Genomic DNA, 24435 nt, shown 5'->3' with positions numbered 1-24435 from the left:
GAAAGTGATTCGGTATCCTAACGGAAAAACGTTTCAGCCGAAACATTCGGTTTCATCCCAAAACAGTCAGAAAAGGGCCCCGTCTTACAGTAATCGCGGAATGACCCTCGAAGATGACTTAAACGAAACGAATAAGTATTATCTGACAAACCAAATTGCCGTCATACACAAAAAGCCGACACCTGTTCAAATTGTAAATGTCCATTATCCAAAAAGAAGCGCCGCAGTGATTAAAGAAGCTTACTTTAAACAATCATCGACAACAGATTATAACGGGATTTACAAAGGGCGGTATATTGATTTTGAGGCGAAAGAAACGAAAAACAAGACCTCTTTCCCCCTGCAGAATTTCCATGACCATCAAATCGAGCATATGAAGCAGGTAAAGGCTCAAGACGGTATTTGTTTTGTTATTATATCCGCTTTCGACCAGGTTTATTTCTTGGAAGCCGATAAGCTGTTTTATTTCTGGGACAGAAAAGAAAAAAACGGCAGAAAATCAATTCGAAAAGATGAGTTAGAGGAAGCGGCGTATCCGATTTCTCTTGGATACGCACCTAGAATTGATTATATTAGTATTATTGAACAGCTTTATTTTTCGCCATCATCTAGTGCGAAAGGTTGATTAACGAAAGGTTGAGATGTTATGTCAGATCAATTTAACAGCCGTGAAGCTCGACGAAAAGCGAACAGCAAATCGAGTCCTTCACCGAAAAAAGGCAAGAAACGAAAAAAAGGTGGATTGTTTAAAAAGACTCTTTTCACTTTACTCATTCTGTTTGTTTTAGGCGTAGTCGGCGGTGCCGTTACATTTGCCGTTATGGTTTCAGATGCGCCTTCACTAGACGAAAGCAAATTGAAGACGCCTTATTCATCAACAATTTACGATAAAAATGGAAAAGAAATCGCTGAAGTCGGTGCCGAAAAACGGACCTACGTCTCGATAGATGAAATTCCCGATGTTGTAAAAGAAGCCTTTATCGCGACAGAGGACGCGCGTTTTTATGAGCACCACGGGATTGACCCTGTCCGTATTGGAGGCGCCTTAGTTGCCAACTTTAAAGACGGCTTCGGAGCTGAAGGCGGAAGTACGATCACCCAGCAGGTCGTCAAGAACTCCCTTCTTTCTCATCAGAAGACACTGAAACGGAAGGTGCAGGAAGTATGGCTTTCAATTCAGCTGGAGCGCAATTACTCTAAAGATGAAATTTTAGAAATGTATTTAAACCGGATTTATTTTTCTCCTAGAGCATACGGAATCGGAAAAGCGGCGGAAGAATTTTTCGGCGTCACAGATTTAAGCAAATTGACTGTAGAACAAGCTGCGACACTTGCGGGTATGCCGCAAAGCCCGACAGCGTACAATCCCGTTAAAAACCCGGATAAAGCGGAAAAAAGACGGAACATCGTACTCAGTCTGATGAAAAAGCAAGGATTTATTTCTGATTCTCAATATAACAAAGCGAAAAATGTAGCAATGAAAGACGAAGGCGTTGTGTCACAGAAGGAATATGAAAAAGCAAGTTCAAACAAATACAGCGCGTTTGTTGAAGAAGTCATGAAAGAAATTGATGAAAAATCTGATGTCGATCCATCTGCTGACGGATTAAAGATTTATACGACATTAGATACAAAAGCACAAGACAAACTAGATGAATTAATGGACGGAGACACTGCCGGATTTACTGAAGGCATGCAGGGCGGCGTGACGCTTCTCGATACAAAAACCGGAGAAGTCCGTGCGATTGGTGCCGGAAGAGATTCTGCGGTTGGCGGCTTCAACTATGCTACTCAAGGAAAAACTCAGCCTGGTTCTACTATTAAACCAATTTTAGATTACGGGCCAGTTATTGAAAACAAAAAATGGTCTACTTACGAGCAAATAGACGACTCGGCTTACACGTATTCAGATGGAACACCTATCCGTGACTTTGACCGCTCGTATAAAGGACTCATGTCTATGCGTGAAGCACTTGCCCAATCTCGTAACATTCCGGCTTTAAAAGCATTCCAAGCAGTTGGAAAAGATACGGCAGTAGACTTTGCTAATGGATTGGGGCTCGGATTAAATAAAGAAAAAGTGTATGAATCGTATTCTATCGGAGGATTCGGCGACGACAACCCAGGTGTCTCTTCACTGACTATGGCAGGAGCATACAGTGCATTCGGAAATAACGGAACTTATAATGAACCGCATTTTGTGAAGTCAATTGAATTCAACGATGGAACAAAGCTTGATTTAACACCTAAGTCAAAGTCAGCGATGAGTGACTATACAGCCTTTATGATTACAGATATGCTGAAAACAGCTGTTAAGACCGGTACTGGACAGCTTGCTCAAGTACCAGGAGTAGAAGTCGCAGGTAAAACAGGTACAACAAACTTTGATGAAGCGACTATACAAAAATACAATATCGCATCAGGCGGTGTACCAGATTCTTGGTTTGTGGGATATACACCTCAATATACCGCTGCTGTATGGACAGGTGTAGATTCTCAAAATAAGATAGGAAAAAAATCTTTAAATCATACAGAACAGCAAGTTGCAAAACGTCTGTTCGCCCAACTCATCGCCGATGTCGATGACGGAAGCGGATCATTCGAGAAGCCTGACAGCGTAGTGGAAGCCACTGTAGAAAAAGGCTCTAACCCTGCAAAACTGGCAGGACCTAATACGCCAAGCGATAAAAAGCTCACAGAGTACTTTGTAAAAGGCACAGCTCCTTCTACTGTTTCTAAAACATATGAGAAAGAAGAAAAAGAAGAAACAGAAAAACTGTCTGGTTTAAGTGTGAAATATGATAAAGACAATCAATCATTGACATTAAGCTGGAATTACGACGGAGATGCGACCTTTGCTGTTAAGCAATCTGTTGATGGCGGCAGCTACTCAGAAATTCAAAACAGCTCTGCAAAAGAGGCAGTCATTTCGGGCGTGCAGCCAGGATCTGTATACAAATTCGAAGTGACAGCCGTCAGTGATGATGGCAAAAGTACAGCTTCCACATCCTATGAAGTGCCGAAAGCTGAAGACGACGAAGATAAAGAAGATCAGCAACAAACGGATGATGAAAATCAAGATGATGAGAAGACTCAGGATGACACACAAACTGACGATTCTCAAACAGATGACAGCCAGACGGATCAAGATCAGACAGATGATTCAACAAACGATCAAGACAAAAAACAAGACAACACGAACACCAATCCGTCCGACAACAGTAACCAAGACCAATCTAACAATAACAGCAACAACAATAGCAACAATCAGGATGCGTCGGATGATAATTCGAACCCAGATACAAATGATTCATCTGGTTCTGATCCAAATAAAAACAAAACAGACACTACCGACAAAACACAAACGAACTCATCATCAACAACTGAAAAAACAAATTAAACAAAAAGCCATCACCTTTAGGGTGATGGCTTTTTTCTTTTAGAAAAAACCTCCCCTTTCAAGGGTAGGTTTTTATCGATTCATCGCATGAAATTTATAAAAATGCTTTTTCATTTCAGTAAACAGCTCATCAAGCTGAATAAAGCAATGGTATTGAGTTGGCTTTAGGAGAATAAACTCCACTCGTTCAGCCCAATTGATCGGCTTTGCGGGAAATGATTTCTTCGTCAGTTCTAACCAATCGAGCGACTTCACCCGCTCGCCTGCTGTCCAGTGAAACGAAGCCAGCAAACACACAATGCCCTTTAGCATTTCGTTTTGGTCACATCTCGATTTTCGTGTTTGAAAGACTGGGAGAAGTGATGCTTTGATGTCATCCCACACTTCAAATAAATGCGGAACGTACTTGCCGCTGTCCTCCCATGGCAAAACGCCTTTAAATTCCGTGCAGAGATCAATATACACGGGGTTGATCCGCAAGGCTTCTTTCATATCCGAGGAGCTCATCTGGCCAAGACTGCACAAGTATTGCTCATAGGAAGCCAACACTTCTTTTGCTTGCGTCATCGTTTCACCAGTCCTTTTTTATCTCTCTTCTGCCCCTCTCTGCACAGAGAAAGCAGCGGACATTCCGCACAGCGGGGAGACTGCGCCTTACAATGATATCTGCCGAAGAAAATAAGCCGGTGATGCGTAACGGACCAGTCTTCTTTTGGCACTTTGCGCATCAGCGTCTTTTCAACTTCCAGCACCGAGTCCTTCCACCGGCAGATTCCCAAACGCTTGCTGACTCTCTCCACATGGGTATCCACGGCGATGGCCGGCACGCCAAAGGCAACGGATACCACGACGTTGGCGGTCTTTCTTCCGACACCTGGCAGTTTGACAAGCTCATCACGGTCTCTCGGCACTTCTCCGCCGTAATCTTCAATAATCATTTTGCTCAGTTTTTGGATATTTTTCGCTTTATTACGGTACAAACCGATTGATTTAATATCTTGCTGAAGCTCTTCCAGTGAAACAGCCAAATAGTCTTCCGGCCGTTTATATTTTTGAAATAATGTTTTGGTCACTCTGTTTACAAGTGCATCTGTACATTGCGCAGATAAAGCGACTGCCACCACTAATTCAAAAGGATTGGAATGAACCAGTTCACACTCCGCGTGGGGAAACATGTCGCCTATTTTGTCTAAACAGAATTCAATTTGTTTTAGATTTAACACGATTGTCACCTTTTCACTTTATTGTTCAAGCCAATTGTAAAAAGGAACCTGCCTTTTATACTCTTTTTGCGGTTCATTCTGCTTTGCTTGTACCCGCCGGAATTTTTGGCTGTGGATTTTTGCCTGCTCCACAGTTTTCAGCCCGTTTTTCTTCCACTCAAACAAAATCCGGTCAATGTAGCGGAAACTGAGTTTTCCTGATAGTACAGCCTCTTTTAATGCGTGTTTAATTAGCTGTGCGTCATGCTGGTCCTGGTCCTGCCAGATAGCCAGTGTTTCACACTCCAAAGGTGATAGTGGTCTGGCGAACTCTTCCTCAAAAATGGTATAAAGGCTTTTTTGTTCCCCTTCTGCTTTTCTTTCCTGTGTTTGATTCTGTGCAAGCTGTATAAACTCGTACAGCTTCCCCCATAAAGGCTGAAGCGAATACTTCTCAAATTTGATGCCGTTTTGGTCTTCGCATTCTTCAATGAACAGAAAACCTTTTTGAATAAACATCCGTAATCTGTTTGTGCATTCCTCAACAGAAATTGACATACCTTCCTGCAGCTGATTCGGTGTAGGAAAATAAGATCCTTTTTCTAAATGCATTTTAATTTTTAGCAGCAGAATAAGTTCTGTTTCATTAAGCCCGAGCTGTTTATAATGCGTGAGCAGAAGATTGGGAATTGTTGACGTCCCCTGTTCCTGCATATCAATAAATTGATGTTTTTTCATCGTTACACCTCTTACTGTAAAGGATCGTGATATCCCCTTTACTGTAAAAAGTCTCCCTTGCAGGAGACTCTTTTTTTGTTTCATTTGAATGTATTACGGATACAGACGGTTTAATAGTCTTGGGAACGGAATGGTTTCACGAACGTGAGGCGCTCCGCTGATCCAAGCTACTGTCCGCTCTAATCCAAGGCCGAAGCCGGAATGAGGAACTGATCCATATTTTCTAAGTTCAGCATACCATTTATACGCGTCAGAATCCAGTCCATGTTCTTTAAGACGCGCTTCCAAAAGTTCCATATCGTGAATCCGTTCAGATCCACCGATAATTTCCCCATAGCCTTCCGGCGCAATAAGGTCAGCACAAAGCACGACATCCTCGCGGTCAGAAGCCGGCTGCATATAAAACGGTTTTAAGGAAGTCGGATAGCGAGTGATGAAAACCGGTTTGTCATAGTGTTCGGCAATCGCTGTTTCATGAGGTGCTCCGAAGTCGTCCCCCCACTCGATATCGTCAAAGCCTTTTTCTTTCAGAAAATCAATCGCTTCATCATACGTAATTCTTGGGAACGGAGCTTTGATTTGCTCAAGTTTTGACGTGTCTCTTCCTAATGTGTTTAATTCAATTTTGCAATTCTTAAGAACAGATTGCACAATGAAAGAAACGTAATTTTCTTGTACTTGAAGGTTTTCTTCAAATTCTACAAACGCCATTTCCGGTTCGATCATCCAGAATTCGATCAAGTGGCGCTTTGTTTTAGACTTTTCCGCTCTGAATGTCGGCCCGAAGGAGAATACTTTTCCTAAAGCCATTGCCGCTGCTTCCATGTAGAGCTGACCGCTTTGAGACAGGTAAGCATCTTCATCAAAATATTTTGTCGCAAAGAGCTCTGTTGTTCCTTCAGGTGCGCTTCCAGTCAGAATCGGCGGATCCACTTTTACGAAGCCTTCGTTATTAAAGAATTCGTAAGTCGCGCGAATGATTTCATTACGGATTTTCATGATCGCATGCTGGCGTTTTGAACGCAGCCATAAATGTCTATGATCCATCAAGAATTCCGTACCGTGTTCTTTTGGCGTAATTGGATAATCAGTAGCTTCGTGAATGACTTCAATACCTGTCACAGCTAGTTCATAACCAAGCGGAGAACGCTCGTCCTCTTTGACAATCCCTTTTATATAGAGTGACGTTTCCTGCGTCACTGATTTAGCTGTTTGGAAAATGCTTTCTTCCACTTCCGCTTTTACAACGACACCTTGAATAAAGCCGGTACCGTCCCGCAGCTGTAAAAATGCGATTTTCCCGCTTGAACGCTTATTAGCGACCCAAGCTCCGATCGTTACTTCCTCACCTACGTGCTTGTACACCTGGTTGATTGTTGTTTTCAACATATTTCCCTCCAAAACAAGAAAGACATTCGGAAGCTCATTGCCCCGAACTCTATTATCATCACTTTATTATACCCGCTCTTAACTAACCGGGTCAATGCAGATAAAAAGCGGCTTTTCTGTCAGCCGCTTTTTGATCTGTTAGCTATGTTTTTTTACAAATCGTTTGATTCTTTCAACTGCTTTTTCAAGAAGTTCTAACGATGTTGCGTAAGAAAGACGGACATTATCAGGAGAGCCGAATCCGGATCCAGGAACAATCGCAACTTTTTCCTCCTCAAGAAGCGCTTTAACAAATTCATCTACATCTTTGAAACCGCAAGATTGAGCTGCTTCTTTTGCATTCGGGAACAAGTAAAAAGCGCCTTCCGGCTTCACACAGCTGAACCCAGGGATTTCTATGAGCTTTGCATAGATTGTGTTTAATCTATGTTCAAATGCTTCTCTCATTTCTTCCAGCGGCTCAGAAGGCCCGTTATAAGCAGCAATTGCTCCGTACTGGGCGATTGATGTCGGGTTTGATGTGCTGTGGCTTGCTAGGTTAGTCATCGCTTTAATAATGTCTTCAGACCCAGCCGCATAACCGATTCTCCAGCCCGTCATACTGTGTGACTTCGACACGCCGTTAATAATAACCGTTTGCTCTTTCAGTCTGTCAGACAGCTGTGCTATGGAAACGTGTTTCTTTCCGCCGTATGTAAGTTTTTCATAAATTTCGTCAGACACAATCAGGATGTCATGTTCAAGGCACACTTCACCAAGCGCAGACAGCTCTTCTTCCGTATACATGACACCAGTCGGGTTGCTTGGAGAGTTAATGACGATCGCTTTTGTTTTTTCTGTAATCGCATTTTTCAGCTGTTCAGGAGAAATTTTGAAATGATTTTCCTCAAGCCCTTCTACATAAACAGGATTTCCGCCAGCGAGTTTCACCTGCTCTGGATAGCTTACCCAGTAAGGCGTTGGAATAATGACTTCATCTCCTTCATCCAAAATCACTTGGAAAAGGGTGTACAGAGCATGTTTGGCACCAGTGCAGACAATAATTTGAGACGGTTTGTATTCAATATTCTGGTCACGTTTAAATTTCTCAGCAATGCTGTTTTTTAGTTCAGCCAGACCACCTGATGGCGTGTACTTCGTATGGCCTTCGTTCATTGAACGCACAGCCGCATCAATAATGTGCTGCGGTGTATTGAAGTCTGGTTCGCCGGCCCCTAGGCCGATGACATCATGGCCTGCCGCTTTTAGTTCTTTCGCTTTTGCTGTGATTGCCAGTGTGGTAGATGGTGTTAATGCGGATACTCTTTTTGCCAGTTTCAACTTGAACTCCCCCTAATTCGTCTTAAGGCGTGATATTTTTGAGAATCTTTCCAGTTGTAAAGTCCACATAACTTAAACTGTATTGACCTTCTTTGTCTAAGTACGTTACTTCCCAAAGCAGGACATTTCCTTCTCTTGCCAGGTGAACCTCTTTTTGCTTTGAAACCAGCCCTTCATCCTGTATGATTTTCGCCGCTTTGTCTTCCGAGATTCCCTCTTTTGCTTCTTTTGAGAGAATTTTTGCTTTTTTATCAGCAGGAACCCAGACATATAATTTGCTGCCTTTTTTGTCCGTTCCCTTTACGACATAATATTTTTCTTTTCCGACAAATGTTTCGACTTGATCAACGCTGGTGAGATCGGTTTCTTTTTTAGCTTCAGCAGCTGCTGCTTCGTGCCCCTCTTCCTTTTGTGCCATGGCCGATTTATAAATGCTTGCCGAGACAAGAAGTACTGCTAAAAAAATAATACCAAAAATGACGGTAAATATTAATGCTTTTTTTCTCATCTTCTCACCTACGTACGATAAATGGTAAAAACGGCTTGGTTTTTGTTTTCTTCATCCAGCGCAAGGCCGAACATCAGATTGTCTCTTTTCAGTGTCCGATTCAGTGTGTCTACAATTTTATACAGGTCATCAGAATGCTCTACATTAATTGTTGAAAGAATTTCGATTTTGCTTTCCATTATTTCATCCTCCAGTTTGAACAAATATTGTTAGTCATACTCCATTTCAGGACACGCCATACTAGTATCACAGAGCGGCAAAACCGCTTTTAAATAAAACACCATCCTACTCCCACACCGGAAAGCCGCTTTATGCGGCTTTTATTCATTTTTCCCTGCAACATAAGCCTCAAGCTCGCTGTCTGTCATTTCAGATACGGAGGTTGTCGGCAGGGCATCAAGAAACAGCCGCCCGTAACCAGCCGTTTTAATCCGTCTGTCCAATATGACAATCGTCCCTTTGTCCCCCGCTGTCCGCAGCAAACGGCCGATTCCTTGCCTAAAGGTCAGCACAGCTTCCGGAAGTGATACTGTTTGAAACGGATTCAGCCCTTTTTTGCGGGCAAGCTCACATTTCGCAGCATGAAGCGGATGATCAGGGGACCGGAATGGAAGCTTCACGATCATTACTGTTGTCAGCTCATCACCAGGGAAATCAACGCCTTCCCAAAAGTGATTTGTGCCAAGCAGGATCGCCTGATTGGATGTTTTAAAAGTTTTCATCAGCTTGCCGGGACTTCCGCCTGTAATTCCTTGTGCCAAGAGCTGAATTCCGGAAGCACTTATCGCTTGCTTAAGCACCTGATGAACCTTTTTCAGCATATCATGGGATGTAAACAGCACAAGGATTTTGGGCTGTTTTTCCTTTGCCATTAATTCGATATAACGGGCCGTATCCTGTATAAATTCAGTTTGCCCCGTATCTTGAATTGATTTCATTTCTTTTGGAATCATCACACGCATGCGCTCATCGTAAGAAAAAGGCGACTCAATTCTCATGGTCCGCGGGAAAAAGTCACCCAGTCCCAGTCGTTCAATCATAAATTGAAAAGAATCTTCGACAGTAAGAGTTGCAGATGTTAACACCACACTATTTTTGCGCGCGAAAAACTGATCAGCCAGAAGTTCACCAGGTTCAAGCGGCTGTGCGTAAATGGCCACCGCATTTTTTGCTCCCTTTGCGTCTATTTCAATCCAAACCGCTTCATCATCATCAGACTCAAAGAACAGCTTCTGCAACGTTTGACAGTAACGCTGCAAACCTTTCATGCTTCTTTGATATTCATCAGCTAAAAAGACGGTTTTGTTCTTCATACTAGTGAGGTGTTTTTCCATCAGGGCAGACTGTGCCTCAAAAAGCTGCTGCAGATGTGTCAGCATGGAACAAAGCCTCTCCGCTCCATCCGTTAAAATCGGCCAGCTTTTATCTTGGCTTTCTTTGTTCACCTTAAAGACTAGACGGTTTAAGTCTTCTTTAGGTTTTCTTCGTTTGACAAAAGAATGCACAGAGCTGAAGAAAGCATCACTTTCTGCTTGAATGTGCTGAATCCACTCTTCCAATTCGAAAAATGAATCAACCGGCAGGCTGTTTCGCTGAAATAGCTGTCTCATCTTTTTTAGAAGTCCCTGCTCCTTCAGAGTGCCGATTCTGCTCAATTTAGAATGCAATTCTATGTACGTGGCTCTTTTCCCTAAATGTTCGCTTGCAGCCCGTTCAAAATGATGTGCTTCATCGATAATAAATGTACCGCTTTCCGGTAGCCTTTTTTTCTGGCTGCCTTCATCGGTCAGCAAAAGGGAGTGGTTGGTGATCACCAAATCGGAACGCATGGCAATCTGTTTGGCCCGCTCATAAAAGCCGGTTACACTCTCATTGCGACTTCTTTTGTAGGAGTCATCGTCATAAGCCAATCTGTCCCACAGCAATTTTCCGCCTGAAGGCAAATTCAGCTCCGCTACATCTCCTGTGTTTGTCTCTGTCAGCCAAACGAGGAGCTGTGCCTTTGTCAATACGGCATCATAGTTATCATCGTCTTCATGAAGGACCTGCTCGAATTTAGACAGGCATAAATAATGCGATTGCCCTTTTAAAATTGCCGCTGTTACCGGAAATGGAAACAGGTCTTGGACAATCGGCAAATCCTTTGTCAAAATCTGCTGCTGCAAAAGAGTTGAATACGTGCTGATAATAACCGGCTTTTTTGATTTCTTGGCAAAAAGCGCAGCCGGAATAAGGTAGCCAATCGTTTTTCCAATTCCCGGAGGAGCTTCAATCAGCGCATGCTCACGATTAGCAAACGCTTCAGCCACCTCTTTTATCATCATCATTTGGCCGTCTCTTTTTTCATACCCAGGCATTAACTCAGACAGCGCTTTTTCATTTCCCGCTTCCCAATTTTCGATCTCAAATGAGAAGTTCCCGTCTTCATTGACACGTCCATCGATAGATTCAGGTTCTCTGACAGAAAAGGAAGAAAAGCGCACATAACCCGTTATTTCGGTATGTCTGTTTTCATAAATGAACATATCCAACAAATGCGTCAGATCACTGATAAAATGCTGCGAAAGCCTTCTTAACTGTTTTAATGTCGGATAAGGAAGCTGCCGCAACTTTTCAAGGATTTCCAAAAAAATAAGCCCTGTAACTTCAGCGTCGCTGTCAGCCCGATGCGGCTGATCGTGCCGCAGCTGAAGCTCCTCGCTTAATTCGGTCAGCTTATATCCCTCAAACCCCGGAAAAACAATCCGGGAGAGCTCGACAGTATCCAGCACTTCACAATCCGGAAGCTGAAAGCCCGCCTTATGTAACTCATACTTGACAAATCCAAGGTCGAAATGGATATTGTGGGCGACAAAATAAGCGCCGTCAAGCAAATGGAACACTTCTTCAGCCACAGCTTCAAACGGCTGTTCATGCTCTACCATTTGATTGGAGATTCCAGTAAGCTGCTCAATAAAAGCAGGAATGGATTTATTTGGATTAATGTATTTTGAAAACCGCTCAGTAATTTGTCCATTTTCGATTACAACCGCTGCGATTTGTATGATTTTATCGCCTTTCTTCGGCGAATTCCCTGTTGTTTCTACATCTATAACAACGAACCGTTGCTTATTCATTAAAATGGACACCTCAATTCTTGCATACGACAAAAGTGTAACACGTTTTGTACGGAAATGGAGCGGCAAAACCGTTTTACTCTCAAAATCTTAAAAGAAAACCCCCGATAAAGGGGGCTTTTCTTCTACAAAATTGTGTGGGCTGGTTCATTCCCCAGCATTTGTTCAATTTTGTTTTGATCATTCAGAACAGCCACTTTCGGCTGGTGGCTTGCCGCTTCTTGATCAGACATCATTTTGTAGGAAATAATAATAACCTTATCGCCTTCCTGCACAAGGCGTGCGGCTGCACCGTTTAAGCAGATGACGCCGCTTCCGCGTTTACCAGGAATAATATACGTTTCCAGACGTGCTCCATTATTATTATTTACAATTTGCACTTTTTCATTAGGAAGCATTCCCACTGCATCAATGAGGTCTTCATCAATTGTAATGCTTCCCACATAGTTTAGGTTTGCTTCCGTAACGGTTGCCCTGTGAAGCTTTCCGCTCATCATCGTGCGATACATATTATATTCTCTCCATTTCTCGAATATCAATAATGATATTATCTATTAAACGCGCTTTTGAAAAAGCAACTGCAACAGCCAAAATCATCTTTCCTTCAATGTTGTTCACAGGCTCGAGTTCCGGATAGGAATAAAGCTCTACATAGTCAATGGTGCCGCTTGTCGTTTCAATGATTTCTTTCGCAGCATTTATCACCGCTTCAGGATCTCTTTCACCCGCTCTGATCAGCTCCGCACTTGTTTGAAGTGCCTGATAGAGCTTAGGCGCTTCTTTTCTTTCCTCAGCTGTTAAGTATACATTGCGGGAGCTTTTGGCTAAGCCGTCTTCCTCTCTGACCGTATCGACAGCAACCAATTCAATATTCATGAAGAAATCGCTGATTAAGCCATCAACAACAGCCACCTGCTGTGCATCCTTTAAACCGAAATAGGCGCGGGTCGGCTGCACAAGGTTGAACAGCTTCGTCAGTACGATTGCAACCCCGTCAAAATGGCCTTCTCTTGAACGACCGCATAAAACGTCTGTGCGTCTTTCAACGTGAATTGTGACATTCTTTTCACCAGGATACATGTCATGAGCATCAGGCGTAAAAAGAATATCGACTCCGGCGTTTTCTGCAAGGGCCGCATCCCGCTCAATATTGCGCGGATATGCTGCAAAATCTTCATTAGGACCGAATTGCGCAGGATTCACAAAGATACTCATAACCACGGCGTCATTTTCTTGTCTTGCTTTGTCTGCCAAGGTTAAATGCCCCTCATGCAAAAACCCCATCGTCGGAACAAATCCGACTGACTTCCCCTCTGATTGATATTGTCTTATGGCTTCTTTCAGCTGTGAAATATCTGTAATCTGTCTCATCTTATTTTCCTCCATACAAGCCGTCAAGCACTGTCTGGTTCATTTGAAAGGAATGCTTTTGTTCAGGGAAAGCACGATGTCTTACATCATGGACATATCCGCTGATTGCTGTTTCGATTGTTTCGTCAATTCGCGTATATTGTTTTACAAATTTAGGTGTTCTTTCAACACCGTGGCCGATAATATCATGATAAACAAGAACTTGTCCGTCCGCTTTCACACCAGCCCCGATTCCGATGACCGGTATGCTTAGCATTTCGGCAATTTTGGCTGTGAGTTCTGCAGGAACACATTCCAGTACAAGCATCATAGCTCCTGCTTCTTCGCATTTTATACTGTCTTCTATTAATTTTTTAGCGCTTTGTTCGTCTTTGCCCTGTACTTTATATCCGCCCAATACACCGACTGACTGCGGTGTCAGGCCTAAGTGACTGACTACCGGAATGCCTCCGAGCGTCAATGCGCGAATGGATTCAAACACGCCTTCTCCGCCCTCAAGCTTCAGCGCGTCAGCTCCGCTTTCCTGAACGATCGCAGCCGCATTTTTCAGCGTATCTTCCTTAGACAGGTGATAAGACATAAACGGCATATCCGTTACGATAAATGTATTCGGCGCGCCCCTTTTAACCGCTTTTGTATGATGGATCATGTCCGCAACTGTCACACCGACAGTTGAATCAAGGCCGAGGACGACCATTCCGAGTGAATCACCGACTAAAATCATGTCGACTCCCGCTTGTTCAGCCAGCTTAGCCGCTGGATAATCATAAGCGGTCAGCATCACAATCGGTTCTTCAGACTCCTTCATTTTTAGAAAATCCAATTTTGTTTTCATGTTTTCTCCTCCTCATGTTTAGAGGAGATGAGCTGCCGTTTTCTTTTACAAGCCAAAAAACCTTCCGTTACAACGAGAAGGATTCTTCACTTTCTAAAGTTCGGCGAGTTTCATCCCTCTGTCCCAGTCCTTTTTTGGATCAAGGCAGACTGCTGCAATGTCTATCTATTTTTATAATAGGTGCAGTTCGCAGGCGATACTGCCCAATGGAAGTATACCAAAATCAACGGGCTTGTACCAACACATTAACCCAATTCTATATCGGCAGAATAGATTTTTTTAATGCCTTCCTTCGTTTCTAATAGAAGAACACCTTCATCATCTATACCTAGTGCCTTCCCGTAAAATGTTCCGTTTAACGTTCTGGCCCTCATATTAGTGCCGATTCCCAGCGCATAGCTTTCCCATAAAAGCTTAATCGGTGTAAAACCGTGATTCATATAATCCCGGTACCGTTTTTCAAAGCAAAGTAAAATATGCTGGATGACGCCGGCCCGGTCAATTTTTTCTCCGGCAGCTTGGCTGAGGCTTGTCGCGATGTCCTTCAGTTCATCTGGAAAATCGTCCGGCTGCTGGTTAACATTAATGCCCATCCCGATGATGACTGAACGTACGCGGTCTTCCTCGGCCTGCATTTCTGTTAAGATGCCGACTGTTTTTTTTCCGTTAATTAAAATATCATTAGGCCATTTAATGTCCGTCTGGATGCCTGCTGCCTCTTCTATTCCCTGCACAACAGCTATTGCAGCAAGCAGTGTGAGCTGCGGTGTTTTTTGGAGCGGAATGTCTGGCCGCAAAATCAGGCTCATCCAAATGCCGTTTCCCTCTTGAGAATGCCACACCCTAGACATTCGACCCCTTCCGGCTGTTTGTTTGTCAGCCACCACGAGGGTGCCTTCCGGTGCGTTATCATTCGCAAGCTCATGCGCCGTTTTTTGCGTGCTCGAAAGAACGTCATGATAAATAAGATGCTGGCCCATCACATCCGTTTTCAGTCCGAAGCGAATTTCGCTTTCACTGAGTTTCCCGGGCTTTTTGATGAGCCGATATCCTTTTCTTCTGACGGCTTCTACTTCATAGCCCTCTTTCCGAAGCTCTTCAATATGCTTCCACACAGCAGTTCTGGAACAGCCGAGGGCATCACTGATTTTTTGGCCGGAAATAAATTCATTTCCGGCCTGAGAAAATAATTCAATAAGATCTTTTCTTAATGTTGACCGCATGTCTTCAGCCACTCCTCTATGTGGTTCTTTTGATTGGAGAGCTTTCCCGTCACAACTGCCTGCTCGATCTGCTGTAATTCTTCCGACACCCATTTTCCGGCAGGCCGGTTTCGAAGCGCAAGCAAATCCTTACCCGTGAAATCAAGATCCTTGAGGCTTTTGATCGGCAGGCTTTGATAAGCGTTTTGAATGTCTTTCAGTTTTTCTTCATCCAGTTTTTCATTTTCCCGAAGCTGCGCTATTTTGGCTGCTGAAAGCAGTGCCTTTTCCCCAGCCTTGTACATTGACATAGCGTCAAGGTTCTGGCCAAACGTATGGGCAATGTGAATGGCTTCCTTCATCACCTTTCCCGGGAGCTTCCAGGCTTTCAGGAAAAGCGGCGCATCTTTCAAGTCTATGTCAAGGTCAATTAAAAGCGCAGCCCAAAGCTCCTCACGGGATGTTAAAAAGAAAAATGGAAAGTTACTCGCCGCAATCAGGTTCTCTCGTTTATGGTAAAAACCAGGAAGTTCCTCATACAGCCCCGTTTGAATGAGCGTTTGAAGCGCTTGGCGGGACGCTCTTCCCTGCAGCAACTTTTCGAACTCTATAGTTTTTCGCTCGACTGAAACATGGGATAGGAGTGTTTTTTCCTTCGTGATCGCTTCTTCTGTTTCAAGTGAAAGCGTAAAGCCAAGCTGACTCATAAAGCGTACGGCTCTCAGCATACGAAGCGCATCTTCTTGAAATCTGTCCTCAGGCTTTCCGACGGTTCGAATCAGCCTCTGATCAATATCTTTCTTACCGCCAAAATAATCAAGCACCTGCCCGTCAGCTGTCATGGCCATCGCATTAATCGTCAAATCTCTGCGTTTTAAATCCTCTTCTAAAGATGTGATAAATTGCACATCTGATGGCCTTCTATAATCTTCATACTCTGATTCAGTCCGGAATGTAGTGACTTCATAGGTTTCACCTTCCCAGAGCACAATAATGGTCCCGTGCTCTTTTCCTACATCAACTGTTCGCTGAAACAGCCGTTCTACTTGATCCGGAGCCGCATCAGTCGCGATATCGACATCTCCGATCGTTCGTTTCATATAGCTGTCACGAACTGCGCCACCGACAAAATAAGCCTGGTGGCCCGCTTCGATTAAAGTGCGGAGCACGGGAAGCGCTTTGATAAAAACTTGTTCCATGTGATCACTCCGGTTCTGCTAAATCGGCATAAATCTGTTCATATTGGCTGACAATTTTTTGTGAAGAAAATTCATTTTTAAGCATTTCCATTGCCGCCTCTGTAAACCGCTTGCTTAGCTGTTCATCTTCTAAAATACGCATCGCGCTGGCTGTTGCGGCTGCAACATCGCCGACATCCACCAAAAATCCGCTCACATTATTCTTAATAACCTCCGGGATACCGCCAATGTTTGTTCCGATACAAGGCACTCCGCAAGCCATCGCTTCAAGCAGGACAAGCCCGAAACTTTCTTTTTCAGACAGCAGCAGCTTCAAATCGCTAATGGAATAAAGCTCCTCAACACGATCTTGATTTCCAAGCATTAAGACTTGGTTTTCCAATCCATATTTTCTGACAAGCTCACAGGCTGTCGATTTCTCCGGACCGTCTCCGACTAAAAGTAATTTTGCTTTCGTTTTGCCGGCGATATTCCGGAACACTCGGATGACATCCTGCACACGTTTAACCTTTCTGAAGTTAGACACGTGGATGACGACTTTTTCGTCTGGTAAAATACCATGTTTCTCTTTAATCACCGCTGTGTTTTTCTTCAGATACACGCGCTCATCTATAAAGTTATAAATCGTTTCGATTTTTTTCTCCGGTTTAATTAAATCGTATGTTTCAGCTGCAAGCGCTGAGGAGACAGCTGTCACCCTGTCTGATGCCTCAATGGCAAAACGGATCAGATCTTTTAGAGACGGGTCATACCCTAACACCGTGATATCCGTACCGTGCAAAGTGGTCACAATGCCGATATTGCGTTTCAGCATCTGCTTTGCAAGATAGGCGCAAACCGCATGCGGGAGAGCGTAGTGAGCATGGATAATGTCTAAATTCTCCCGTTCCGCCACCTCGGCGATTTTGCTTGCCAATGTCAAGTCATACGGCGGATACTTAAAAACAGCATATTGATTAACCTCAACTTCATGAAAATGAATATTGGGATGATATGTATTCAGTCTAAACGGAATGCTTGACGTGATAAAATGGATTTCATGTCCTTTTTCAGCAAGCTGCTTCCCCAGTTCTGTCGCAATGATACCTGAGCCTCCGACGCTCGGATAGCATGTGATCCCTATTTTTAGTTTTTTCATTGTTCTCCCCCAAGCACATCATGATCAAGCATCAGCATCCGTTTGGAAAAGAAACCTTCGGCATACCCCACTCCCGCTTCTTTACCGTAAAGCTTTTCTCTCGCTTCAACGATCTCGATATAGCCATTTGTCAGAGGTGTTGAAACTGAATCCTTTGACGGTATAAACTGGCTTTTGTAGGCATTAAGGCTTTGTTTCTTGGCCTCTATTGTATCCGAGATATCAATGACAAAATCCGGCTGATGAAAACCATTTATCATATAATAGTAAATCTTGCTTACTTTATGCGCGGGAAGGCTTTTTTCATCTTTATATTTATGGATTCCGGCGGAAAAGATTGCTTCTTCCACCAGTGCTGCCGCATTGCCGTGATCGGGATGTCGATCCTTTTTATACGGCATAAAGACTGCTTTTGGCCGGCAGGTTCTGATGACACTGACTATCGCCCGAATTGCCTGATCACTCATCATCAGGCCGCGGTCTGGAAGCGTCAGCTGAATTCTTTTTTCTGCACCTAATATTCGGGCTGCTTCCGCTGCTTCCTCTTTACGTAAGCTAACCGTTCCGTTTGAAGAGAGTTCCGCTTCGGTCAAGTCGCATATAATAACTTTTTTCCCCTGTTTGCCAAACTTCGCTATAGTGCCGCCCATTCCGATCTCGACATCATCACTGTGGGCGCCAAAAGCAAGAACGTCAGCATTATACATTCGGCTCTTCTCCCCGAAGAAGATTGCGGAATTCAAAAACACCTTCATCAAGTGTGCGGACAAGAATTTCCGCAGTACCCATATTTGTGGCGAGCGGAATGGAATACACATCACATAAACGGATTAATGCCGAGACATCCGGTTCATGCGGCTGCGCGGTCAGCGGGTCGCGCAAAAAGATGACAAGATCGAGTGCATTGGCTGCGATCAGCGCACCGATTTGCTGGTCTCCCCCTAAAGGGCCGGATTGGAAACGTTCAATGTGAAGACCTGTCGCCTCTTGAATTTTCAACCCTGTTGTTCCGGTTGCGTATAGATCATGATGACTCAAAATATCCCGATAGGCAGTCGTGAATTGAACCATATCCTGTTTTTTCTTGTCATGCGCGATCAAAGCAATTTTCATCATTTCTCCCCCTGTCTAATCAATGATATTTTCCAGTCCGTACACAAGCTGATCAATCTTCATGACTTGTTCGACTGACAATTTAACACCTGACATGAAAGAAGCGCGGTTATAGGAATCGTGGCGGATCTGAAGCGTTTGGCCAGCCATGCCGAACATGACTTCCTGGTGTGCAATCAGTCCCGGAAGACGGACGCTGTGCAAGCGGATACCGTTTTGCTCCGCTCCTCTTGCTCCTGGGAGAATTTCTTTTTCATCCGGATGTCCTTGCTGCTTTTCTTTACGAACCTCTGAAATCATTTCTGCTGTTTTAAGCGCAGTTCCACTTGGTGCGTCAAGCTTCCGGTCATGGTGAAGCTCAATAATCTCAACATCCTCAAAGTAGTTTGCAGCCATTTTCGAAAATTTCATCATCAGTACCGCACCAAGCGCAAAATTTGGAGCGATGATGGCTCCAATTCCCTTCTCTTCTGTTAAAGACGTGAGCTCTTTTAAATCAGCCTCTGAGAAACCGGTTGTTCCGACTACCGGACGGACTCCGTGCTCTAATGCAATTTTTGTATGTACTTTTCCGATTTCAGGCGTAGTCAAATCAATTAAGACATCCGGCTGTGTTTCTGTAAAACAGGCATGGATATCTGTGTAAATCAGGGCATCTGACTCAACAGACATCACATCAGATAATTTTTGCTGGTCGTATGTATGATCTACGGCCCCGACAAGGTCAAAATGAGGTGTTCGTTCCGCCAATTTAACAGCTTCCTGCCCCATTCTTCCACGCGGTCCTGCAATGACTACTTTAATTGTTTCGTTTGACATCTTGATCTCCTCTACTTTCCTTCTTCTTTTCTGGTCCAGCGATCTTTATCTCTCGTATTAAATTTATGCATGACTCGGTCGTGGGCTTCCTCTAAAGAGATATCTAAAGAGTTGGCTAAACAAACCAATACAAACAGCACATCGCCCATTTCCTCTTCCATGCTTTTATCATCTTCAGTCGCTTTTTTTGGTTTTTCTCCATAACGATGATTGACTTCTCTGGCAAGCTCGCCCAGTTCTTCAGTCAGCCTCGCCATCATGGCAAGCGGACTGAAATATCCTTCTTTAAATTGGCCGATGTAACGGTCCACTTCAGCCTGTATGTCTTTCATTGTTTTATCACTCACTGCACGAAACCTCCTATCATCCTCTTACATGTTAGCTAATTCAGATACGTTTGACAAATGTTTAAGCACGTTTGCTGTTTTCTTTTTCATCCACTATAATATAAACGCTATCTAATGGAAGGAAAAGGGGTTTTGTGTGATGCTTGGAGAAATTAGATTAAAAAACATATTTTTTATTTTAATCGGAGCGGCGATTTTTTCATTTGGCTTGGTTCATTTCAATATGCAGAACAATCTGGCTGAGGGCGGTTTTACAGGTATTACACTTTTGCTTTATGCTCTTTTCCACATTAGTCCCTCTATCTCGAATCTGGTTTTGAACATTCCGATCTTTTTTATCGGCTGGCGTTTGCTTGGCAGAACAATGTTTGTTTACACCCTTGTGGGCACTGTAGCCTTGTCTCTGTTCCTCAGCATTTTTCAGCGATATGAAATACATATGCCTCTTCAGCATGACTTAGCGCTCGCTGCTTTATTTGCCGGCGTGTTTATCGGAGCCGGATTAGGCATTATTTTTAAGTTCGGCGGTACGACAGGCGGAGTTGATATCATTGCCCGTTTGGTCAATAAGTATTTTGGGATTCCGATGGGCAGAACGATGTTCGCTTTCGATGCCTGCGTCATCATTTTGTCTTTGCTTACTTACCTCTCCTATAAAGAAGCGATGTATACCCTGGTGGCTGTATTTGTAGCGGCAAGATTAATTGATTTTATTCAGGAAGGCGGATACGCTGCTAAAGGGGCGACCATCATCTCTTCGAAAAACGACCTGATCCAGAAAAAGATTCTTGAAGAAATGGAACGGGGCGTCACCATTTTGAAAGGACAAGGTTCCTATACAAAAGAGAATATAGATGTACTTTATTGTGTGGTGCCGAAAAACGAATTGGTGATGCTGAAAAGTGTGATTAACTCCGTTGATCCTCATGCCTTTGTGGCAGTAAGTGATGTCCACGATGTACTCGGAGAAGGATTTACGCTTGATGAAAATAAAAATCCGCTTCCCCGCTGACATTTAATAGAAAAAAGGCGGCCGCCGCCGCCCCTCATGCTCATTTAGGGTAGTCCCGTTTTTTCAGCTTGTTTTTCTCCGCTTTGTACTTTCTGTAGCCGACATAGGTGAGAGCCGTAATGATAATACTGCCGGTTGTGATGATCACCCAGAGTAAAGACGGATCGGCATCATCCTCCTCCACCCTGTCAAATACATTTTTCAGATCATGCTGAAGAAGAGAAAGCCGTTCAAGCTTCGTGCTCTCAGTCATTTGCTGAAATTCCTCTTGCTCAATGACGTCTATATGTTTTCCCACTGTTTCAAGCTGATCCTCTGATACATCGATTGTAAGACTTGGATAAATCAAATCATATAAACTGATAAATTCATTCCATTTTTCATGAAAGCTCGTACTTTCATTCTTTTGGACATCCTGCTTCAGTTCAGCAAAGGCTTCCATAATCGGTTTTTCCAGTGATCCCCAAAGCGGATCAGACCGATTCTCCACCGCATCCATCAGCATTCTGAACTGCGCGGCTGCTCTGAGTTTTTGTGTATCTGATGTATCAGCCTGCTTTAAACTCCGTACCATATCGTTATAGCCCAGTGTGATTTGACGGATTTGGGCTCCGGTTAGCATGGGGTCTTGCTGTTTTTTTTCAGCGGATTTTAAAGTTCTTTCAAAGTAAGCAAGGACTTGCAGCGCCTCTTCATATTTCGACTGGCGGGTCATTTGAAAGACCGTATCGGATAAATCGTTCAATTCTTCGAGGCTTCCCCGCTCTGCAGCCTTGGCATTTCCATTATAAAAAATAAGAGCAAGCAACAAACAGATCGTCAGCTTTCGTTTCATGCAGGTCCCTCCCACTCTCTCTCCTTACAGAATATGAAGAAAGGGACAAGGATAGACCAACATTGTCTTTACATCAGCTCAAGCTTTGATTGCTTTTTCGAGACCACAAGAAAGTAAGCCAGCCCGATTGAAAAGATGCTCAGCCAAAATGTTCCGTACCCTATATCAGTCATATAATCAGAAAGCATAGAGTACTTCGGCATCATTTCAAACAAGTAATCAATGACATCGTTATGCAGCGTCCAGACGGCAGCAATTGCAAGATGCCAAATAGAAAAACGAAAATACGGACTGTACAATACGCCTTGGACTGCCATTGCAAAATGCGAGGCAATCAGCATATATCCCTCCCACGGCAAGTCACCTGTTACAGCCAGCACAAGAAAATTCATAACGACCGCCCATAGGCCATACTTTACGAGGGTGACTAGCGCAAGCGCCTCAAAGAGCGGGGCGTTCCGTTTCATGATAAAGGCGAGCAGCACAAACAGAAAGAAAAACGTTGCTGTCGGACTGTCCGGAACAAAAACGAGGAAACGGGCCGGTGTCTCCAGAAGCTGCGGCAAATACCAGTAGTATCCGTAAACCGTTCCCAGAAAATTGATGGCTAAGACCAGAATAAGCACCGTCCGCTGTCCTAATACATATTGAAACCATTTCACATCATATCAACTCTCAGTCTGTAAAAAATAATGTGTCCATATAAAAAAGCTGACGCCGGGTCAGCTTTTGATAATAAAAGTATATCCTTCCATTTCGCAATTCACAATACGTTATTTTGCGGTTGTTTCAGAAATGAATTTCGCAAGTTCTTCGAGCTGCTTATCATTCCCTTTAAACACACCCGCCGGCATTTTGCCTTTCCCTTCAACAGCGATTTTTTTGATTTCTTCCGGTTTCAGTCCGCTGTCAACCAATGAAGGGCCGGCCGCTCCCCCTTGGAGGTTATCGCCATGGCAAGAAATACAGCCCTGCTCCTTAAATACCTTATATCCCTCTGCATTGGTGTCAATGTCAGCTTCTTTTGTGATTTTCCCCTGTTCTTCTGCCTTGGCCCAGTCATGAGTAGCAACTGACTGCCACGTCAAAAACACAGCAGCCGAAATGGCCAGAAGCATCATACCGACAGCAACAGGGCGCTTCCACGGCCTTCTTTCTGTTCCTCTGTCAAGGAATGGCGCCAAAAGCAGGGCGCCAAAAGCGAGTCCCGGCATAATCATGGCGCCGACGACTGTAAAACTCCCGGCGGCGTATTCATACTTCAACAGCTGGTATAAGAAAAGAAAATACCAATCCGGCAGCGGAATATAACCTGTATCAGTCGGGTCCGCCATCCGCTCCAAAGGCGGCTGATGCACAATCGTCAAAACAAGAAAACCGATCAGAAAGACAGCTCCAACCATCCATTCCTTCAACAAGAAATTCGGCCAGAAAGCCTCTGTTTTACCGGGATACTCCGAATAATCCTTCGGTATATTCGGCTTTTTTTCAGCCGGTATCCTTGAGTCGCCTACAAATTTCATCCCTTTGCCCCGGTGCATGTCATCCCCTCCCTTTTATTCGCAGATCAAGAGTTTAAAGCGGTCCTGAAATCCCCTGCTTCCGGATCATAATAAAATGTGCAGCCATCAGCCCGAACAATGCGGCAGGAAGAAAGAATACATGGATCGCAAAAAACCTAGTCAGCGTTTGGGCGCCTACAATATCCGGGTGCCCCGCAAGGAGTGTTTTGACTTGCGTCCCGATCAAAGGCGTGGCTTCAGCGATCTGCAGCCCGACTTTTGTTGCAAACAGAGCCTTCATGTCCCAAGGCAGCAAGTAGCCTGTAAAGCCAAGCCCGAGCATGACAAAAAAGATCAGCACACCGACAATCCAGTTCAGCTCGCGCGGCTTTTTATACGCCCCTTGGAAAAAGACCCTCAGTGTATGTAAAAACATCATCACAATGACCAGGCTCGCACCCCAGTGGTGCATTCCCCTGACGATCTGGCCGAATGCCACTTCATTTTGCAAATAATATACCGATTCCCAGGCATTTTTGATATCAGGCACATAGTACATCGTTAAAAACATTCCAGATAACACTTGGATAACGGTTACAAAAAACGTCAGTCCCCCAAAGCAATACACAAACGCAGAGAAATGATGGGCGGGATTCACATGTTCCGGTACTTCGTGATCGGCAATATCCCTCCACATCGGTGTAATATCAAGCCGCTCATCTACCCAGTCATAAATTTTGTTCAGCATGTCACCCTTCCCCCTTAGGCTTTGCTTTTCCAAGATACAGGAAGCCGTCTTTTACTTCTTGCTCATAATGATCAAGAGGCGAAAGCGGCGGCGTGCCCGGGACATTGGTGCCGTCCTTTTCATAGAGTCCGTAATGGCATGGACAAAAGAATTTATTCGGGTTTTTAGGATCACTATTCCAGTTCACCGTACACCCTAAATGCTTACAAATCGGCGAAAGTGCTACAATTTCATCTCCGTTTTTGAAGACCCAGGCTGATCTTGACTCTTCTGACTCATACCAGGCATCGACTTGATTAATTTTGAAATCAAAACGCTGCGGCTCTTTTGTCAGCTCATCTACGCTGACAACCTGAACCATGTCCTGCTTTCCTGTCGATTTTAATACCGGGTCGAGTGCAAAGCGAACCATAGGCATGAGCATACTAGCCGCCATAAAACCCCCTACGCCTGTGAGCGTATAATTCAAAAATTGACGTCTGGATATATCATGTTTTCCGCCCATCTCTTCTCCCCCCTCTAGGTCACCCCTGCAAACTGACTAAAATAGAAAATATTGCAATAACTCTAGACACCCTCATAATATATGAATCTCTCAGCAAGGTCAATATAGCCAAAATATTGTTCATAAGGAAATGTAA

The 24435-nt window shown here is 44.0% G+C and carries 26 protein-coding genes; 3 read left to right on the top strand and 23 right to left on the bottom strand.

The window, feature by feature from the left end; genetic code table 11:
• Positions 1 to 4: 4 nt before the first annotated feature.
• Together recU and CVV77_RS01785 are read left to right on the top strand one after the other, a co-directional pair.
• Positions 5 to 625: a Holliday junction resolvase RecU gene (gene recU / locus CVV77_RS01790; protein ID WP_004398007.1), complete on the top strand. Its 621-nt coding sequence runs from the start codon at positions 5 to 7 to the stop codon at positions 623 to 625.
• Positions 626 to 646: 21 nt separating this feature from the next.
• Positions 647 to 3400: a transglycosylase domain-containing protein gene (locus CVV77_RS01785; RefSeq protein ID WP_100274492.1), complete on the top strand. Its 2754-nt coding sequence runs from the start codon at positions 647 to 649 to the stop codon at positions 3398 to 3400.
• Between the two features lie 72 nt (positions 3401 to 3472).
• Here the strand turns inward: CVV77_RS01785 and CVV77_RS01780 are convergent, their stop codons facing one another.
• The 18 genes from CVV77_RS01780 to CVV77_RS01695 all read right to left on the bottom strand — a co-directional run bounded on the left by CVV77_RS01780 (position 3473) and on the right by CVV77_RS01695 (position 19697).
• Positions 3473 to 3967 carry a YpoC family protein gene (locus CVV77_RS01780; protein WP_100274491.1) on the bottom strand — a complete coding sequence of 165 codons (495 nt, stop codon included), beginning with the start codon at positions 3965 to 3967 and terminating at the stop codon, positions 3473 to 3475.
• Entirely contained in the window at positions 3964 to 4623 is a 660-nt protein-coding gene (gene nth / locus CVV77_RS01775) for an endonuclease III (RefSeq protein WP_003225594.1), read from the bottom strand. The genes CVV77_RS01780 and nth overlap by 4 nt, the downstream gene beginning before the upstream one ends.
• Positions 4624 to 4641: 18 nt before the next feature.
• Positions 4642 to 5340: a DNA replication protein DnaD gene (dnaD, locus tag CVV77_RS01770; protein ID WP_004398016.1), complete on the bottom strand. Its 699-nt coding sequence runs from the start codon at positions 5338 to 5340 to the stop codon at positions 4642 to 4644.
• Positions 5341 to 5433: 93 nt separating this feature from the next.
• Positions 5434 to 6726, bottom strand: coding sequence for an asparagine--tRNA ligase (gene asnS, locus CVV77_RS01765; RefSeq protein ID WP_029316846.1), 1293 nt, complete (start codon positions 6724 to 6726; stop codon positions 5434 to 5436).
• Positions 6727 to 6867: 141 nt separating this feature from the next.
• On the bottom strand, positions 6868 to 8049 hold the full coding sequence (gene aspB / locus CVV77_RS01760; protein WP_019258734.1) for an aspartate transaminase AspB: 1182 nt from the start codon (positions 8047 to 8049) through the stop codon (positions 6868 to 6870).
• Between the two features lie 22 nt (positions 8050 to 8071).
• Complete coding sequence (gene tseB / locus CVV77_RS01755) at positions 8072 to 8557, bottom strand: cell wall elongation/penicillin-binding protein regulator TseB (RefSeq protein ID WP_019258735.1); 486 nt, start codon at positions 8555 to 8557, stop codon at positions 8072 to 8074.
• An 8-nt stretch (positions 8558 to 8565) separates the two neighbouring features.
• Positions 8566 to 8736, bottom strand: a complete 171-nt coding sequence (locus CVV77_RS01750; RefSeq protein WP_003225588.1) for a YpmA family protein — start codon at positions 8734 to 8736, stop codon at positions 8566 to 8568.
• 141 nt (positions 8737 to 8877) lie between these two features.
• On the bottom strand, positions 8878 to 11673 hold the full coding sequence (gene dinG, locus CVV77_RS01745) for an ATP-dependent DNA helicase DinG (protein WP_100274490.1): 2796 nt from the start codon (positions 11671 to 11673) through the stop codon (positions 8878 to 8880).
• Positions 11674 to 11798: 125 nt separating this feature from the next.
• Positions 11799 to 12182 carry an aspartate 1-decarboxylase gene (gene panD / locus CVV77_RS01740; RefSeq protein ID WP_019258737.1) on the bottom strand — a complete coding sequence of 128 codons (384 nt, stop codon included), beginning with the start codon at positions 12180 to 12182 and terminating at the stop codon, positions 11799 to 11801.
• Position 12183: 1 nt separating this feature from the next.
• Positions 12184 to 13044, bottom strand: a complete 861-nt coding sequence (panC, locus tag CVV77_RS01735; RefSeq protein ID WP_100274489.1) for a pantoate--beta-alanine ligase — start codon at positions 13042 to 13044, stop codon at positions 12184 to 12186.
• A gap of 1 nt (position 13045) precedes the next feature.
• Positions 13046 to 13879, bottom strand: coding sequence for a 3-methyl-2-oxobutanoate hydroxymethyltransferase (panB, locus tag CVV77_RS01730; protein WP_060398893.1), 834 nt, complete (start codon positions 13877 to 13879; stop codon positions 13046 to 13048).
• 245 nt (positions 13880 to 14124) lie between these two features.
• On the bottom strand, positions 14125 to 15102 hold the full coding sequence (locus CVV77_RS01725) for a biotin--[acetyl-CoA-carboxylase] ligase (protein WP_060398894.1): 978 nt from the start codon (positions 15100 to 15102) through the stop codon (positions 14125 to 14127).
• Positions 15087 to 16280: a CCA tRNA nucleotidyltransferase gene (locus tag CVV77_RS01720; RefSeq protein WP_100274488.1), complete on the bottom strand. Its 1194-nt coding sequence runs from the start codon at positions 16278 to 16280 to the stop codon at positions 15087 to 15089. The genes CVV77_RS01725 and CVV77_RS01720 overlap by 16 nt, the downstream gene beginning before the upstream one ends.
• A gap of 4 nt (positions 16281 to 16284) precedes the next feature.
• Positions 16285 to 17418, bottom strand: a complete 1134-nt coding sequence (gene bshA, locus CVV77_RS01715; protein WP_019258741.1) for an N-acetyl-alpha-D-glucosaminyl L-malate synthase BshA — start codon at positions 17416 to 17418, stop codon at positions 16285 to 16287.
• Positions 17415 to 18125 (bottom strand): bacillithiol biosynthesis deacetylase BshB1, encoded by a 711-nt coding sequence (bshB1, locus tag CVV77_RS01710; protein WP_084992022.1) that lies wholly within the window; start codon positions 18123 to 18125, stop codon positions 17415 to 17417. The genes bshA and bshB1 overlap by 4 nt, the downstream gene beginning before the upstream one ends.
• The gene (gene mgsA / locus CVV77_RS01705) at positions 18118 to 18531 is read right to left on the bottom strand and encodes a methylglyoxal synthase (protein ID WP_019258743.1); all 414 of its coding nucleotides are present in this window, start codon (positions 18529 to 18531) and stop codon (positions 18118 to 18120) included. Before mgsA ends, bshB1 begins: the two co-directional genes overlap by 8 nt.
• A 15-nt stretch (positions 18532 to 18546) precedes the next feature.
• Positions 18547 to 19350, bottom strand: coding sequence for a 4-hydroxy-tetrahydrodipicolinate reductase (dapB, locus tag CVV77_RS01700; protein WP_100274487.1), 804 nt, complete (start codon positions 19348 to 19350; stop codon positions 18547 to 18549).
• Between the two features lie 11 nt (positions 19351 to 19361).
• On the bottom strand, positions 19362 to 19697 hold the full coding sequence (locus CVV77_RS01695) for a nucleotide pyrophosphohydrolase (protein ID WP_004398044.1): 336 nt from the start codon (positions 19695 to 19697) through the stop codon (positions 19362 to 19364).
• 139 nt (positions 19698 to 19836) lie between these two features.
• Between CVV77_RS01695 and CVV77_RS01690 the strand changes: the two genes are divergently transcribed.
• Positions 19837 to 20709, top strand: coding sequence for a YitT family protein (locus tag CVV77_RS01690; RefSeq protein ID WP_100274486.1), 873 nt, complete (start codon positions 19837 to 19839; stop codon positions 20707 to 20709).
• A 40-nt stretch (positions 20710 to 20749) separates the two neighbouring features.
• On the opposite strand, the gene ypjB is transcribed toward CVV77_RS01690, so the two are convergent.
• The 5 genes from ypjB to CVV77_RS01665 all read right to left on the bottom strand — a co-directional run bounded on the left by ypjB (position 20750) and on the right by CVV77_RS01665 (position 24299).
• Complete coding sequence (gene ypjB, locus CVV77_RS01685) at positions 20750 to 21544, bottom strand: sporulation protein YpjB (RefSeq protein WP_100274485.1); 795 nt, start codon at positions 21542 to 21544, stop codon at positions 20750 to 20752.
• A 68-nt stretch (positions 21545 to 21612) separates the two neighbouring features.
• Positions 21613 to 22206, bottom strand: coding sequence for a lipoprotein heptaprenylglyceryl N-acetyltransferase LhaT (lhaT, locus tag CVV77_RS01680; RefSeq protein ID WP_181280832.1), 594 nt, complete (start codon positions 22204 to 22206; stop codon positions 21613 to 21615).
• 111 nt (positions 22207 to 22317) lie between these two features.
• Positions 22318 to 23085 (bottom strand): menaquinol-cytochrome c reductase cytochrome b/c subunit, encoded by a 768-nt coding sequence (locus CVV77_RS01675; RefSeq protein ID WP_004398051.1) that lies wholly within the window; start codon positions 23083 to 23085, stop codon positions 22318 to 22320.
• Positions 23086 to 23119: 34 nt separating this feature from the next.
• On the bottom strand, positions 23120 to 23794 hold the full coding sequence (qcrB, locus tag CVV77_RS01670) for a menaquinol-cytochrome c reductase cytochrome b subunit (RefSeq protein ID WP_003225560.1): 675 nt from the start codon (positions 23792 to 23794) through the stop codon (positions 23120 to 23122).
• A 1-nt stretch (position 23795) separates the two neighbouring features.
• The gene (locus tag CVV77_RS01665; protein WP_004398062.1) at positions 23796 to 24299 is read right to left on the bottom strand and encodes a Rieske (2Fe-2S) protein; all 504 of its coding nucleotides are present in this window, start codon (positions 24297 to 24299) and stop codon (positions 23796 to 23798) included.
• Between the last annotated feature and the right edge of the window lie 136 nt (positions 24300 to 24435).

It is taken from the genome of Bacillus sp. SN1 (genome assembly GCF_002796895.1).
In the GTDB taxonomy this organism is placed as follows: Bacteria; Bacillota; Bacilli; order Bacillales; family Bacillaceae; genus Bacillus; species Bacillus inaquosorum.
Note: the sequence above shows the minus strand (reverse complement) of the source record. Positions and strands in the feature narration are given on the sequence as shown.